The 15185-nt window shown below is 61.8% G+C and carries 10 protein-coding genes and 1 pseudogene; 6 read left to right on the top strand and 5 right to left on the bottom strand.

The features are described 5' to 3' along the window. Positions 1–105: 105 nt before the first annotated feature. The 4 genes and pseudogenes from phnC to ACOSV0_RS26300 all read left to right on the top strand — a co-directional run. Complete coding sequence (gene phnC / locus ACOSV0_RS26315; protein ID WP_434115058.1) at positions 106–1023, top strand: phosphonate ABC transporter ATP-binding protein; 918 nt, start codon at positions 106–108, stop codon at positions 1021–1023. Positions 1024–1066: 43 nt separating this feature from the next. Then, a complete protein-coding gene (gene phnD / locus ACOSV0_RS26310) occupies positions 1067–2044 on the top strand; it encodes a phosphonate ABC transporter substrate-binding protein (RefSeq protein ID WP_434115056.1) in 978 nt (325 codons plus the stop codon). Further along, positions 2041–2880, top strand: a complete 840-nt coding sequence (gene phnE, locus ACOSV0_RS26305; RefSeq protein ID WP_434115054.1) for a phosphonate ABC transporter, permease protein PhnE — start codon at positions 2041–2043, stop codon at positions 2878–2880. Before phnD ends, phnE begins: the two co-directional genes overlap by 4 nt. Positions 2881–3091: 211 nt before the next feature. Beyond that, positions 3092–3334, top strand: a pseudogene (locus tag ACOSV0_RS26300) (EamA family transporter); the annotation flags it as partial. A gap of 68 nt (positions 3335–3402) precedes the next feature. Here ACOSV0_RS26300 and ACOSV0_RS26295 read toward each other — a convergent pair. Next, complete coding sequence (locus tag ACOSV0_RS26295; protein WP_434115052.1) at positions 3403–4914, bottom strand: PLP-dependent aminotransferase family protein; 1512 nt, start codon at positions 4912–4914, stop codon at positions 3403–3405. A 137-nt stretch (positions 4915–5051) separates the two neighbouring features. On the opposite strand from ACOSV0_RS26295, the gene ACOSV0_RS26290 reads away from it, so the two are divergent. Both ACOSV0_RS26290 and ACOSV0_RS26285 read left to right on the top strand, forming a co-directional pair. After that, positions 5052–6335, top strand: a complete 1284-nt coding sequence (locus ACOSV0_RS26290) for a 4-aminobutyrate--2-oxoglutarate transaminase (RefSeq protein ID WP_434115050.1) — start codon at positions 5052–5054, stop codon at positions 6333–6335. Between the two features lie 1070 nt (positions 6336–7405). Further along, a complete protein-coding gene (locus ACOSV0_RS26285; RefSeq protein ID WP_434115048.1) occupies positions 7406–8866 on the top strand; it encodes an NAD-dependent succinate-semialdehyde dehydrogenase in 1461 nt (486 codons plus the stop codon). Between the two features lie 78 nt (positions 8867–8944). On the opposite strand, the gene ACOSV0_RS26280 is transcribed toward ACOSV0_RS26285, so the two are convergent. The 4 genes from ACOSV0_RS26280 to mdlC form a co-directional block, all read right to left on the bottom strand. Further along, a complete protein-coding gene (locus tag ACOSV0_RS26280; RefSeq protein WP_434115047.1) occupies positions 8945–10081 on the bottom strand; it encodes a porin in 1137 nt (378 codons plus the stop codon). Positions 10082–10290: 209 nt separating this feature from the next. Then, positions 10291–11562, bottom strand: a complete 1272-nt coding sequence (locus ACOSV0_RS26275; RefSeq protein ID WP_434116150.1) for an MFS transporter — start codon at positions 11560–11562, stop codon at positions 10291–10293. A 366-nt stretch (positions 11563–11928) separates the two neighbouring features. Beyond that, the gene (locus ACOSV0_RS26270; protein WP_434115045.1) at positions 11929–13380 is read right to left on the bottom strand and encodes an aldehyde dehydrogenase; all 1452 of its coding nucleotides are present in this window, start codon (positions 13378–13380) and stop codon (positions 11929–11931) included. 55 nt (positions 13381–13435) lie between these two features. After that, entirely contained in the window at positions 13436–15055 is a 1620-nt protein-coding gene (gene mdlC / locus ACOSV0_RS26265) for a benzoylformate decarboxylase (RefSeq protein ID WP_434115043.1), read from the bottom strand. Positions 15056–15185: the final 130 nt, after the last annotated feature.

Below are 15185 nucleotides of genomic sequence, written 5' to 3'. Positions count from 1 at the left end.
ATATAGTCGTCTAGACGTTGCGATGCCTTCACTCAACCGTCACAGACGCTTCCTAGAATGAGCCCCACACATGCTGGCAATAGCCGGATGCATCAAGGGGTACTTATGGCAGAAATTCGGGAAGCAATCCGTATCGAACGGTTGAGCAAGACGTTCAGCAACGGCCGCAAGGCGCTGGACGAAATCGATCTGCGTGTCGAACCGGGCGAAATGGTTGCATTGATCGGCGCTTCGGGTTCGGGCAAGTCGACACTGCTGCGGCATATCGCAGGCTTCACGGCCTCGGACGCGCAGCCGTCGCAGATCGAGATTCTCGGCCGGCCGATCCAGCAGAACGGGCGCATCGTGCGCGAAGTACGCAGCATTCGCCGCGATATCGGTTTCGTGTTCCAGCAATTCAATCTGGTGAACCGGCTTTCCGTGGAGAGCAACGTGCTGATCGGCGCACTTGCGCGACTGCCCTTGTGGCGCCGTCTCACCGGCAGCTTTCCGAGTGCGGAGCGGGCCTTGTCGATGGCCGCGCTCAATGAAGTCGGCATCGGCGACCATGCGCGCGAACGCGCCGCCAACCTCTCCGGCGGCCAGCAGCAACGCGCGGCATTGGCGCGGGCACTGGTGCAACGCGCGCGTATCGTGCTTGCCGACGAACCGATCGCCTCGCTCGACCCCGAATCCTCGCGCCGTGTCATGGAAATGCTGCGCACGCTCAACGTCGATCATCAACTCACTGTGCTGGTGTCGCTGCATCAGGTCGACATCGCGATGCAGTATTGCCCGCGCACCGTTGCGCTGCGCCGTGGCAAGGTGGTCTACGACGGCCCATCCGCCGCGCTGAGCCCCGCTCTGCTCAAGAAACTCTACGGCGACGACGCCCGCGAACTGCTCGACGAAACCAGCGCTGATGGCGCGGCCGATCATACGGACAACGACGCTAACGGCGTCGACACCGGCGCACCGGCGCAAGACGCCGCGCCCACCTCGACGCGTTATGCGTTCGCCCTCAATCCGGCGCACTCGAACTGAGCGCGCCCACTCATTCTGTTCACTCAACCGGACCTCAAAAGCGATGAAATTCCTGCGTTCATTGATCACGCTGACCGTCGGCGCGGCGGCATTCGCCTGCGTCGCCACCGCACAAGCCGAGGACATCAACCTCGGCATCATCTCGACCGATTCGTCCTCCGTGCTGAAACAGCGCTGGGAACCGCTGATCGACGACATGAACAAGCAAACCGGCCTGAACGTCAAAGCATTCTTCGCTACCGACTACGCCGGCATCATCGAAGGAATGCGCTTTAACAAGGTGCAGATCGGCTACTTCGGCAATGCCTCGGCGATCGAAGCGGTAGACCGCTCGCAAGGCGAAGTGTTCGCGAAGGTCCTGTATGCGAACGGCGACACCGGTTACAAATCGGTGCTGATCACCAATGCGAACAGCCGCTTCAAGACACTCGACGACGTGTTTAAAAATACCAAGGACGTCACGCTCGGTTTCGGCGATCCGAACTCCACCTCGGGCACGCTGATCCCCGGCTATTACCTGTTCGCCAAGCACAACACGCCGGTGAACACCTCGTTCAAGGCAGTGCTGCCGTCGAGCCACGAAGCGAATCTGCTGGCCGTGGTGAACAACAAGATCGACATCGCGACCAACAACACCGAGATGCTCGACACGCTGAAACAGCAACACCCGGACAAATTCGCGCAAGTACGCGTGCTGTGGACCTCGCCGCTGATTCCGTCGGACCCGCTCGTGTGGCGCAAGGATCTGCCGCAAGCCACCAAGGACAAGATCCGCACCTTCTTCCTGAACTACGGAAAGACCGATCCGCATGAAAAACAGGTGATGGCTGCCATCACGGGCTACGCCGGTTTCGCGGCATCGTCGGATGCGCAGTTGCTGCCGATTCGCCAGGTCGCGTTGTTCCAGCAGAAGCAGAAGATCGAAAGCGACACGCATCTTTCCGACGACGACCGCAAGACCCAGCTGGCCGCACTCGATGCGAAGCTGAGCGCGCTCAACGCCGCCGTATCCAAGCAATGAACACGATTGATCTGATCACGTCGCCAGCGCGTGCGAGCGAAGCGCTCGCCGCGCAGACGGCGCGTGCCGCTCCCGCCGCGGGCAAGCGCAGTTGGCTGTCGCTCGTCGGCTGGATCGCCGTGCTTGCGATGTTGGGCGGCGCATGGCACGGCGCCGATATGCGTCCGCTGGATCTGCTCTCCGATTCCGGCAACATGGGGCAGTTCGCCAAGGACTTCTTCCCGCCGGACTTCACCGAATGGCGCAGCTATTTGCATGAGATGTATGTGACGCTGTCGGTGGCGGTGTGGGGCACCGCCCTCTCGCTGGTGTGCGCGGTGCCATGTGGGCTGATGTCGGCACACAACATGGCGCCGATGTGGATCGTTCAGCCGATGCGCCGCATGATGGACGCGTGCCGCGCAATCAATGAAATGGTCTTCGCGATGCTGTTCATCGTTGCAGTGGGACTCGGTCCGTTCGCCGGCGTACTGGCGTTGTGGGTGCACACCACCGGCGTGCTCGCCAAGCTCTTTGCCGAAGCTGTCGAAGCCATCGATCCGCGTCCGGCCGAAGGCGTACGCGCCACCGGCGCAACCAGTCTCGACGAAATCATCTACGGCGTGCTGCCGCAAGTGCTGCCTTTGTGGATCTCGTACGCGTTATATCGCTTCGAATCGAACGTGCGCTCGGCGATGGTGGTCGGCATGGTGGGCGCGGGTGGAATTGGCGTGGTGCTGTACGAAGCGATCCGCTCGTTCAATTACGCGCAGACGGCCGCGGTGATGATCATGGTGATCGTGGTCGTGACGGTGATCGATCTGGCGTCCGCGTGGCTGCGCGAACGCGTGACGTAACGCCGCCGGATTCTGCGCGACGGGGTCCGGAATTGAAGGTCTGGCTCGAAGCTGGCGAGGCGTCAAAGCATCATTGAGCGCCTCGCTGAGCTTGTCGAAGAACCCCTCATAGTCTTCCACGCTAGTCTCCATGCGCCGGTATGGTCTTCGTGCCGGCGTCGCCGTTGCTATCCCATAGAGTATTGTCGAAACGCGCTCGCACGACGATAGGTTGTTCATCGGTCGCACGGTGGTGTTCAAAGGCATCGCGTCCGGTGCGCTCGCGCTCACCGCGTATTGTCTGATTATCGAGGCCTACCGCTATCTGCCGATCGCGATGGTCTCCGCGCTGCGCGAGCTGAGTTCGATCTTTGCGGTGCTGATCGGCTGGCTGTTCATCGAGGAGAAGCTGACGGCACGGCGTATCGCGGCATGCGCGCTGGTGACGTTGGGGGCGGTGTTGATCCGGATTTGAGGCGCGCTGACACCACGTTAAAGACGTGTTGAGGTCAAGTTGACGCTATAAAGCAGCCAGACTCGCCCTCACGCCAACGCCACAAGCGTCGCATCGATCGCCTCGGCCAACGTATTGAATGCCGGCGCGATCTCCTCGTCCGGCACACACGCATAGCCGATCAGCAAACCCGACGGCGCCAGCGACGGTTGCGCGTAATACCCCGACAACGGCCGTACGACGATATTGCGCGCCAGCGCCGCAGCCGCTACCGCGCGGTCATCGCTACCTTCAGGCAACTGCATCACCAGATGCAGACCGGCATCGCCGCCCACGGCCGGCAACGCATCGCCATAGCGGTGCGCGGCGGCATCCAGCAAAGTCTGGCGACGCTGCCCGTACAGCGTGCGCATCTTGCGGATATGCGACGTGAAATGCCCTTCCGCGATGAACTCCGCGAGCATCGCCTGCTGCAATAACTGCCCTTCCCGATACAACTCCGCGCTCGCCGTCGCAAAGCTCTCCGCCAGCGCCTCGGGCACGACCAGGTAACCGATGCGCAACCCCGGAAACAGCGTCTTGCCGAAACTGCCCACGTAAATCACCTGTCCGGACGTATCCAGACCTTGCAGCGATGCCAACGGCCGGCTGCCGTAGCGGTATTCGCTGTCGTAGTCGTCCTCGATGATCCAGCACTGATTCTGCCGCGCGTACTCGAGCAGCATGCGGCGCCGCGCGAGACTCATCACCATGCCGAGCGGATATTGATGCGACGGCGTGACGAGCATCAGCTTCGGCGGCTGCGCGAGATCGTCGGCGGAGGGATTGATGCCCTCTTCGTCGACGGCGATCGGCCGCGATTGCAGACCGGACACGTGCAGCACGCTGCGCACGCCCCAATAGCAGGGATCCTCGGTCCAGATCAGATCGCCCGGATCGGACAGCAGACGCACCGCCAGGTCGACGGACTGGTGAATCCCGGTCGTGATGATGATCTGCTCGGGCGCGCATCGCACCGAGCGCGAAGTACGCAGATAGTCGGCCAGCGCGTGCCGCAACGAGGCCAGCCCGCCACCCGGCGCATAGGTCAGCAAGTCCGGACGCAGCCGGCGCCAATACTTGTTGTGCAGGCGGCTCCACACGCGCGCCGGAAACTTCGTGACATCCGGCACCCCGGGCATAAACGCGCCCCATTGCCGTTTCGACACGCCAGCCCCCGCGATGAGTCGCGCGCCCCGCGTCGACAACGCGCGACTGGCTTGCAACGGCGGCGGTAACGATTCGAGCGGCACGGCCGGCGCTTCGGCGTCGGGCACGCCGACGATCTCGTCCGGCGCGCTTTCGGCGACGAAGGTACCGCGGCCGGTCGCCGAATTCACGTAGCCTTCGAGCACCAACTGCTCGTACACCTGCGTAACGGTATTACGTCCAATGCCCAATTCCTGCGCCAGCAAACGCGACGACGGCACCTTGCTGCCCGCCGGCAATTCGCGCGACAGGATCGCCTGCTGCAACAGCCGGTGCAGCTGACGATAGATCGGCTGGCCGTTGCCACGATCGAGGCGCTGCGCCAGCCAGTCGGACAAAACGCTCGTGCGCATGATTGGCTCCTACATTTTTATTGAAATGGCTCTGAATTTAAGAGCCAAATCTTATTATAGTCGCTGCATGTGCTGCGCTGAGCGTGCGGCGTCCGTTGGCGGCACCCCCGCAAAACCGAGGAGCGAAGGAGATAACCATGAAGAATGCTGACCTGAAGAGCCGCAAAGACGCCGCCACGCCGCGCGGCGTCGGAGTGATGTGCGATTTCTACGCCGAGCGCGCTGAAAACGCCGAATTGTGGGACGTCGAAGGCCGTCGTTTCATCGATTTCGCCGCCGGCATTGCCGTGTGCAACACGGGCCACCGTCATCCGAAGATTCTGGCTGCGATCCGCGACCAGCTCGATCATTTCACGCACACGGCGTATCAGATCGTGCCGTACGCGTCGTACGTCGAACTGGCCGAGAAGATCAACGCGCGCACGCCTGGCGACTATCCGAAGAAAACCGCTTTCTTCACGACCGGCGCCGAAGCCGTTGAAAATGCAATCAAGATTGCGCGCGCCGCGACTGGCCGTCCGGGCGTGATCGCGTTCACCGGCGGCTTCCATGGCCGCACGATGATGGGCATGGCGCTGACCGGCAAGGTTGCGCCTTACAAGATCGGCTTTGGTCCGTTCCTGGCGGACGTGTTCCATGCCCCGTTCCCGAATCCGCTGCACGGCGTGACGACGGCCGATTCGCTGAAGGCGATCGAGTATCTGTTCAAGGCCGACATCGATCCGAAGCGCGTCGCGGCGATTATTTTCGAACCGGTTCAGGGTGAAGGCGGTTTCTACCCGGCGCCGGCCGAGTTCGTCCGCGCCTTGCGCAAGCTGTGCAATGAGCATGGCATCTTGCTGATTGCCGACGAAGTGCAGACGGGTTTTGCCCGTACCGGCAAGTTGTTTGCAATGCATCACTATGACGTGGTGCCTGATCTGATGACGATGGCCAAGAGCCTGGCGGGCGGCATGCCGTTGTCGGGCGTGGTCGGACGTGCTGATTTGATGGACGCGGCTGCACCTGGCGGTCTGGGTGGCACTTATGCCGGTAACCCGCTGGCGGTTGCTTCCGCGCATGCTGTGCTCGATATCATCGACGAAGAAAAGCTCTGCGAGCGGGCTACCGTTTTGGGCGATCGTGTGAAGGCGAAGCTGATCGCGCTTCAGAGCGAAGTTCCGCAGATCGCCGATGTGCGCGGTCCGGGCGGGATGGTTGCTGTTGAGTTTTGCAAGGCGGGTGGGACTGAGCCGGATGCTGACTTTACCAAGCGGGTGCAGGCTCGGGCGCTTGAGCGCGGGTTGTTGTTGCTGGTGTGTGGTGTTTATTCGAATGTGGTTCGGTTTCTTTTTCCGCTCACTATTCAAGACTCTGTCTTTGATGAGGCTATGGGGATTCTGGAAGCTGTGCTGAAGGAAAGTGTTGTTGTAGCTGTTTGATAGTTTTTTGGCCTGCGGAGCGGTTTTTTTTGTATGCCTGCGGCGCGGGCCTTTTACTTGAGTTGGTTGCCGGGGCGGCGCTTGTTCGTCTGTTTGCCTACGGCGTTGGCCTTTGCTTGATCTGGCTGCTTTGGGGTTTGGGTTTTTCCTTGATCTGGATTCTTTGGGCCTTGGTTTTTTGGTTCTTGGCCTTTCCTTGAATTCTTATTGGTTTATTAGCGTCGCCCCTGTGCGGGGCAGGCACCTACTTTTCTTTGCTTGCCGCAAAGAAAAGTAGGCAAAAGAAAGCGGCTCACACCGCTAACTCTTAAGCGGGGCCCCCGCGCAGTCGCGGTAGTGGTGCATCTGGAATCCGTGCTCTCGCACATTCGGCGCTAGTGACAAAGCACTCATCAGTTCCCACTCCGCACTGCGCGCGTCGCGGATGGGTCTGCATGGGAAACCAGAAGCTTCGTTTTGGTTTAGCGGGAGCCATCGGCTTCGCCTCGGCGAAGCACCCGCGCACTTACAGATGCCCCCGCTTCGGATGAAATGTCGGTGTGTTGCACCGGCAGTAGCACCAGCAGTAGCAGTAGCAGTAGCAGTAGCAGTAGCAGTAGCAGTAGCAGTAGCAGTAGCAGTAGCGATGATGAGCTACGGACCTGAGCAAAACGCAAGAGTCGAGCTGCGGTGGATGGTTTTAAGAGGTACGTTTCGGCGCGCGCAGCGCCGCCGGAAGTATGACAGCCTTGTCACCGAGGTTGAATGTGCGAGAACACAGATTCCAGATGCACCACTACCGCGACTGCGCGGGGGACCCGCTTATAAGCTGGCGGTGTGAGCCGCTTTCTTTTGCCTACTTTTCTTTGCGGCATGCAAAGAAAAGTAGGTGCCCGCCCCGCACAGGGGCGACGCTAATAAACCAATAAGAATTCAAGGAAAGGCCAACGCCCAAAGAATCCAGATCAAGGAAAAACCCAAAGACCAAAACAACCAGATCAAGCAAAGGTCCAACGCCGTAGGCAAACAGACAAACAAAGCGCCGCGCAGGCAAAAAAACCCTCAAATCCAAACCCCCAGGAGCCCCCCAAATGCCAACACCAACCCTAAAAGACCCCACCCTCCTAAAAACAAATTCCTACATAGCAGGCGAATGGCAATCCGCCGACGACAACGCAACATTCGAAGTAAAAAACCCCGCCACAGGCGAAACAATCGCCACCGTGCCCCGCATGGGCACAACCGAAACCCGCCGCGCAATCGACACAGCAAACGCCGCATGGCCGGCATGGCGAGCCACCACCGCAAAACACCGCGCCACGATCCTGCGCAAATGGCATGACCTCATGCTGGAAAACGCCGACGATCTGGCCACAATCCTGACCACCGAACAAGGCAAACCCCTCGCCGAAGCCAAAGGCGAAATCTTGTACGCCGCTTCGTTCCTGGAATGGTTCGCAGAAGAAGGCAAACGCGTCAACGGCGACACCATCCCCACGCCGGCAGGCGACAAACGCATTGTCGTGACGAAAGAACCGATCGGTGTCTGCGCAGCCATCACGCCGTGGAATTTCCCGGCAGCCATGATCACGCGCAAAGTGGGGCCCGCCCTCGCCGCCGGTTGCCCGATCATCGTCAAACCGGCCGAAGCCACACCGCTGTCGGCACTCGCCCTCGCCGTGCTGGCCGAACGCGCCGGCGTGCCGCGCGGCGTGTTCAACGTCGTCACCGGTGAGCCGAAAGCCATCGGTGCGGAAATGACCGGCAATCCGATCGTGCGTAAATTGTCCTTCACGGGCTCGACGCCGGTCGGCCGCTTGCTCATGGCGCAATGCGCGCCGACGGTCAAAAAGGTGTCGCTCGAACTCGGCGGCAACGCACCGTTCATCGTCTTCGAAGACGCGGATCTGGACGCAGCCGTCGCAGGCGCCATCGCGTCGAAATATCGCAATAGCGGCCAGACCTGCGTCTGCACGAATCGCTTTTACGTGCACGACAAAGTCTACGATGCATTCGCCGAAAAACTGCGAGTGGCCGTCGAACAGCTCAAGGTGGGTCGCGGCACCGAAGACGGTGTCACGCAAGGTCCGTTGATCAACGAAGCCGCCGTGCTCAAGGTCGAATCGCATATCGAAGACGCCCTCGCCAAAGGCGCACGCATCGTCACCGGCGGCAAGCGCCATGCGCTCGGTCACGGCTTCTTCGAGCCGACCGTGCTCGCGGACGTCACGCCCGCCATGAAAGTCGCACGCGACGAAACCTTCGGGCCACTCGCGCCGCTGTTCCGTTTCTCGTCGGATGAAGAAGTGATCCGCCTCGCCAACGATACGGAATTCGGCCTCGCGTCGTATTTCTATAGCCGCGACATCGGCCGCGTCTGGCGTGTCGCCGAAGCGCTCGAATATGGCATGGTCGGCATCAACACCGGGCTGATCTCCAACGAAGTCGCGCCGTTCGGCGGCGTCAAGCAATCCGGTCTCGGCCGCGAGGGGTCGCACTACGGTATCGACGATTACGTTGTCATCAAGTACATGTGCGTCGGCGGTATCTGATGCAAAAAACGGCCACGTCGGACATTTCGACGTGGCCGTTTTATCTTGCGCGTGGTCACCGCATTGTCAGTGCATCGTTCAGAACGAGTGGCGAATGCCCGCCATCACACCAAGCTGCCCGATGCCCGGCGCCGGCGTCGTGCCACCGCCGCCCTGGCTCACCGTATAAGCGGCATGCGGGCTATTGAACAGATACGCGCCTTGCAGGTAAACCGCTGACTGTTTCGACAACAGATACGTAGTGCGTAGCGCGGCGATTGTGCCGCGAGTGTCGTCGGCACGATTGATGATGCGATACACACCGCCATCCAGGATGAACGCAGGCGTCACGTTATACGCTGCGGTGACGTAGTACAGATTCGAACGCACATCCGGCAGCGCCGGCGACACCGTTTCGACGTGACGGCCAAGCCAGCCCGCCCCGAGTTTTACCGGCCCGATATGTCCGTAGCCGTTCAACTGCATCCGCACGTCCTTGTCGCCGGACTGCGTCAATGCAAAAGGCGCCGTGCCATCGTACAGATTCGCCGCCGCGCCCGGGCCGCCACGTTGTTCGTCGTACGCGCTCGCCACGCCGTAGCCGTTCATGTCATAGCGCAACATCGCCGACCATTCGCGGCAACTCTGCGAACTGCCGGGAATCGACCCCACGCAGGTGCCCTGCCCCGGTGAATTGCCCGTACCCGCGGAATCGCGTCCGAAGGAATAGGTCGCGCCGAACGTGAAACCCGACAACGTGCCCTTGTATGCAATCGTATTGTCGCTGCGCGCGCTCGGCATGTACTGATCGAACGACCCGGTGCCACCGTAAATGTCCGGGCCGAGCAGATCGGAATCGAGTATCGCCCAGTACGTCATCGTGTACTGGCGGCCGAACGTCAATGTGCCGTACGGACTCTCGATACCCACGTAGGCTTGCCGCCCAAACAGCCGGCCACCCTGGTTGAGGGTGCCGCCCCTTGTGTTAAAGCCGCTTTCCAGCACGAATACCGCTGACAACCCGCTACCCAATCCTTCTTTGCCGCGAATCCCCCAGCGCGACGGAAATTCGCCGGTGACGCCCGGCATGCGTACTAGGCTATCGCCCGCTGCATTCGAATGCGTCACCAGTTCGATGCCGGTATCGATGATCCCGTACAACGTCACGCTGCTCTGCGCAAACGACGAGGCGCTGATTCCGAGCAACATACTGCCTAAAGCGAGTTTGTATTTCATTGTCTCCGTGTCTCCTGGATTAGTGCTTTGCGTGAGTGCGTACCGATCCCGATGCCTCTCACACGCAGCGTTTTTATGTAGCCATACTAATTACAGACGTGACGATACCGACCGCTATTCAAGCCGCCCGATACGTTAAAGACTGGTTGCTTCAGATAACGGCGATCCGCGTGTCACGCCCGATCGCCGCGATTCAGGACATTGCGCCCTCAAACGCCCGGCTTCGGAATATGGCGCTTAACCACCATCAGCGCGAGCATCACGATGAGCATCGCGATCCCGAGCATCCACAGGTACGACGATGCGCCACCCGCCGTAATCACCACGGCGCCCGCGAACGCGCTGGCAATCGCACCGAGGCGGCCGAATGCGAGCGCCGATGCCGTGCCGGTTGCGCGCACGCGAGTCGGATAGACGTAAGCGCACAACGCAAACATGGTCGACTGAACCGCGTTGACGAACAGGCCATGCACGCCGAGACCGAAAATCAGCAAGCCGGTGTGGTCGGAGATGTTCACGCCGAGCAGCAGCAACGCGCTCGCCGCGCCGCCCGCGCTGCAGAGAATCAACGGCCAGCGCGAACCGGTGCGGGCGATCACGATCGCGCACAGCAACGCGCCGACCACGCCGCCCAGGTTGTATGCGGTGAGTCCCGAACCCGCCACCGAGACCGACAAGCCTTGTGTGCTCAGCATCGTCGGCAGCCAGCTAAAAGCGCTGTAGACGGCCAGCAGGCACATGCAGAACGCGCACCAGATCGCCACCGTATCGAGTGCCAGTCCCTCGCGGAACAGTGCGGTAAAACCGCTATGTTTTTCAGCGGCCTGTTCGCGAACGTCGGTAAAGACACAGCCGCTTGCCACAGGGCGCGACATACGGGCAAGCAGGCGCTTGAGTTCCGGCCAGCGCTGCGGCTGCCGGGCGAGAAAGCGCGGCGACTCGGGCAAGGTGAAGAGCAGCAACACCGCAAGTGCCAACGGCAACACGCCGCCGATCAGGAACAGCCCTCGCCAGCCATACGTCGGCAGAATTTCATGCGCGAACAATCCGGCCACCATACCGCCGAGCGGCACACACACGATTGTCGCGGTGACGGCCAACGTGCGGCGGCGAGCCGGCGTGAACTCCGCGGTCATGGTCGTCGAGCTCGGCAACGCGCCGCCAATACCGAGACCAGCGACAAAGCGCAGCATGGCAATCGTCACAACGTCGGGGGCGAAGCTGATGCCGCACGTAGCGGCGCCGAACACCAGCACGCTGCCGATCACCGCCCAGCGGCGGCCAAAGCGATCGGCCAGCAGCCCGGCACACGCGCTGCCTATACCCATGCCGATCAAACCGGCTGCGACGACCGGAGCAAAAGCCGCGCGCGTGACGCCCCACTCCTTGATCAGCACGGGAATCGCAAAACCGATCAACTGACTATCGAAGCCGTCCAGAACAATCGACAACGCCGCGAGAAACACCACGATCTTCTGCATGGTGGTGTAAGGGCCTTCGTCGAGCGTGCGGCCAATGTCGACCGCGTGACGCCCCTCCTCGATTCCCGCCTGATGGCCGGCGAGCGGCGCGCCGGCCGCACCGGTTGCCGCACTGGCCGGGCCGGCCGGTGGTACATAACTGGTCATGTAGCTGTCTCCTGATTTGTGTGCGCGATCTGAACGTCGCGCTTTTGGGTCACGCTTGTGGGTCATGCTTGTGGGTCAGTATGTGAGCGAGCGACCGGCTTTTGACATTGCCATTTCGCGCAAAAGCCATGACATGCAGGCATGGCTTTCACGACGCGCTTGTCTCTACACTGAATCGGCGCACTGCAATGCACCGCAATCGGAACGACAATCGCCCTTTCAGAACGGGTAATGACGTGGCGTGGTCTGCACGGTAATCCAGCGCAAATCCGTAAACTCGGCAATTCCCGCCTGGCCGCCGAAGCGTCCAAAGCCGCTGCCTTTCACACCGCCAAACGGCATTTGCGCTTCGTCGTGAACAGTCGGTCCGTTGACATGACAGATGCCCGACTCGATGCGCCTTGCGACATTCATCGCGCGCGCCACATCGCGGCTGAACACAGCCGACGAAAGCCCATATTCGTTGTCGTTCGCACAGGCAACCGCTTCGTCTTCGCCGTTGACGCGCACGATGCCCTTCACGGGCCCGAACGATTCATCGCCATAAATGCGCATGGCGGGCGTGACGTGATCGAGCAGCGTCGCAGGCATTAAAGTGCTATCCGCCTTGCCGCCGCAGATGAGCGTGGCGCCTTTGGCCAGCGCGTCGTCGATCAGCGCATTGCAGCGTTCCACCGTGCTCATGTCGACGACCGATCCCAACACCACCGGCCCTTTGCGCGGGTCGCCAAGCGGCAGGCCGCGCGCTTTCTGCGCGAGCTTTGCAACGAACGCATCAGCAATCCGTTCGTCGACGATGATCCGCTCCGTCGACATGCAGATCTGCCCCGAGTTGGCGAACGCGCCGAACGCAGCGGCGTTGACGGCTGCATCGAGATCCGCGTCGTCGAGTACGATCAACGGCGCCTTTCCGCCGAGCTCCAGCACAGACGGCTTCAGATAGCGCGCACAGGCGGCCGCGATGATCTTGCCGACATGCGTGGAGCCGGTGAAGTTGACTCGCCGGACTTTCGGATGCGCGATCAGCGCTTCGACAACCGCGCCGGCATCGGCCGGTGCGTTGGTGATGAAGTTCACCACGCCCTTCGGCAATCCCGCTTCCTGCAGGACTTCGATAATCAGGCCATGCGTGCCGGGGCAAATCTCCGAACCCTTCAGCACGACCGTATTGCCGCACGCGAGCGGCAACGCAATGGCACGCACCGCGAGAATCACCGGCGCATTCCACGGCGCGATGCCAAGCACGACACCCGCCGGTTGACGCACACCCATGGCGAGACTGCCGGGCACGTCGGATGGAATCAGCTCGCCGCCGATCTGCGTAGTGAGCGCCGCAGCCTCCATCAAGCCGCCGGCCGCGAGATGCACGTTGAATCCCGCCCACATCGCCGACGCGCCCGTCTCCGCCGCCATCACCGCGGCGAACGCAGCGCTGCGCGCTTCCAACGCATGCGCCGCCTTCATCAGCAGTGCGCGGCGCTCGCCCGGCCCCATCGCGGACCATGCCGGAAACGCCGCAGCCGCGGCATCGGCGGCGGCGACCGCATCGGCGACAGTTGCCGCAGGGGCACGCGTCGCGACTTCGCCATCGAGTGGATTGCGCCGCTCGAAGGTGGCGCCGTTGCTCGCCTGCACGGCTGCGCCGTTGATCAGCATTGAAATGTTCTGCATCGTGTTTGTCTCCTGCGGAAAATTTTATGAATGCGGGCGTCGTGCTTGCTCGCGGTCAAGCCACGACGACTTCGACCAGCATCGGTCCGGATGAGGCCAACGCATCGCGCAAAACGTCACGCAGGCGTTCGGCATCGGTTACGCGCGTGCCATGGCAACCCATGCCCGCAGCAAGCGCCACAAAGTCGAGTCCCGGCAGATCGGTGCCTTGCACAGGATCGGCCGGACCGAAACCGAATTCCGGCGCAAAGTCCTGCAACGCGGCATAGCGGGAATTGTTCAGGATCACGAAGGTGATCGGCAGTTTCATCTGCACGGCGCTATAGATGGCCTGGATCGAATACATGCTGGAGCCGTCGCCGATCAGACCGATCACGCGCGTGCCGGGTTTCGCCAATGCCACGCCGACGGCAGCCGGCATGCCATAACCGAGGCCGCCGCTGTCCATCGTGTAGAACGTGCCGCTACGCGTGAACGGCAAATAGTTCTGCATCGCAGGCCGCGAGCTCGGTGCTTCCTCGACCACGATATCGTCCGCATTGCGCACGTCAGCGAGGGTCTGCAACGCGAACTCCACCGACATCACCGGCGACGGTTCCGCGCGCGGACGTGCCGCACGTGGTGCGGGCAACGGACGCGTCTTCGGCGCGGGCCGCGTCAGCAGGTCGGCCACGCCGAGGCGAATATTGCCGACCACCGCGGTGCCGGTCGGCAGCCACGCCGCAATCGCCGGATCGTCGATCAACTGGCATAGCGTTGCACCGGCCGGCAGATGCGGGCCGTGACCTTCCACGTGATACGTGAAGGCCGGCGCGCCGATAACAAAGATCAGGTCATGGCCGCCGAGCAGCTCGACAATCCTCTCGCGCATGGCCGGCAAAAAACCGGCGAACAGGCGATGGTCTTCGGGGAACGCGCAGCGGCCGGTCATCGGCGCAACGAATACGCGGGCGTTATGGCGTTCGGCGAGACGCACGACTTCGTCCCAGCCGCCGGCGCGGTCTACCGCACCGCCCACCACGAAAGCCGGCCGTTCGCAGGCATCGAGCGCCGCGCCAATCTGCTCCAGCACGAACGGTTCCGGCCGCGTCCCGGTACTGACTACGCGTGCCGGCACCGGTTCGGCCGCGCGGTCCCAATCGTCGACGGGAATCGACACCAGCACCGGCCCACGTGGCTCCTGCATCGCGACGTGATACGCGCGCGCGATCGCCAGCGGCACGTCTTCGGCGCGCGCCGGTTCGATGCTCCATTTGACGTACGGCTTCGGTAATTCAGTGGCTTGAGTGGACCCGAGGAACGGGTCGAACGGCAGAATCGAGCGGGCCTGCTGGCCTGCAGTGATTACGATCGGCGTGCGATTGCGGAACGCGGTGAAGATATTGCCCATCGCATTGCCCACACCCGCCGCCGAGTGCAGATTGACGAACGAAGCATTGCGGGTAGCCTGCGCATAACCGTCGGCCATGCCGACCACGGTCGCTTCCTGCAAGCCGAGCACGTAACGGAAATCTTGCGGGAAATCGCGGAACAACGGCAATTCCGTCGACCCCGGGTTGGCGAACACCGAAGTCATACCGACGCGCCGCATGAAATCGATCACGGCGTGGCGCACGGTGAACGGTGCGGGTTGAGAGAGTCCCGATACGTCTGAACGGGGGGTGTTACTGGTCATACTTGTCTCCTGTCGATCGGAGTTAGCGCTTTAGCGCTTACTCTGGTCCCATGCAAGGCGGTCGATCGGAGTTCGCGCTTTAGCTGTCGATCGGAGTTGGCGCTTTAGCGCGCTACTCCGATCCCATGCA

This window comes from Paraburkholderia caffeinilytica (assembly GCF_051027425.1).
Classification (GTDB): domain Bacteria; phylum Pseudomonadota; class Gammaproteobacteria; order Burkholderiales; family Burkholderiaceae; genus Paraburkholderia; species Paraburkholderia caffeinilytica_A.
Note: the sequence above shows the minus strand (reverse complement) of the source record. Positions and strands in the feature narration are given on the sequence as shown.

Bases quoted from the DNA above. Each gene is read 5' to 3' on its own strand.
- ACOSV0_RS26280 (WP_434115047.1), bottom strand. From the start codon at position 10,081: ATGAAATACAAACTCGCTTTAGGCAGTATGTTGCTCGGAATCAGCGCC.
- ACOSV0_RS26275 (WP_434116150.1), bottom strand. From the start codon at position 11,562: ATGCAGAAGATCGTGGTGTTTCTCGCGGCGTTGTCGATTGTTCTGGAC.
- phnE (WP_434115054.1), top strand. From the start codon at position 2,041: ATGAACACGATTGATCTGATCACGTCGCCAGCGCGTGCGAGCGAAGCG.
- ACOSV0_RS26290 (WP_434115050.1), top strand. From the start codon at position 5,052: ATGAAGAATGCTGACCTGAAGAGCCGCAAAGACGCCGCCACGCCGCGC.
- ACOSV0_RS26295 (WP_434115052.1), bottom strand. From the start codon at position 4,914: ATGCGCACGAGCGTTTTGTCCGACTGGCTGGCGCAGCGCCTCGATCGT.
- phnD (WP_434115056.1), top strand. From the start codon at position 1,067: ATGAAATTCCTGCGTTCATTGATCACGCTGACCGTCGGCGCGGCGGCA.
- phnC (WP_434115058.1), top strand. From the start codon at position 106: ATGGCAGAAATTCGGGAAGCAATCCGTATCGAACGGTTGAGCAAGACG.
- mdlC (WP_434115043.1), bottom strand. From the start codon at position 15,055: ATGACCAGTAACACCCCCCGTTCAGACGTATCGGGACTCTCTCAACCC.
- ACOSV0_RS26270 (WP_434115045.1), bottom strand. From the start codon at position 13,380: ATGCAGAACATTTCAATGCTGATCAACGGCGCAGCCGTGCAGGCGAGC.
- ACOSV0_RS26285 (WP_434115048.1), top strand. From the start codon at position 7,406: ATGCCAACACCAACCCTAAAAGACCCCACCCTCCTAAAAACAAATTCC.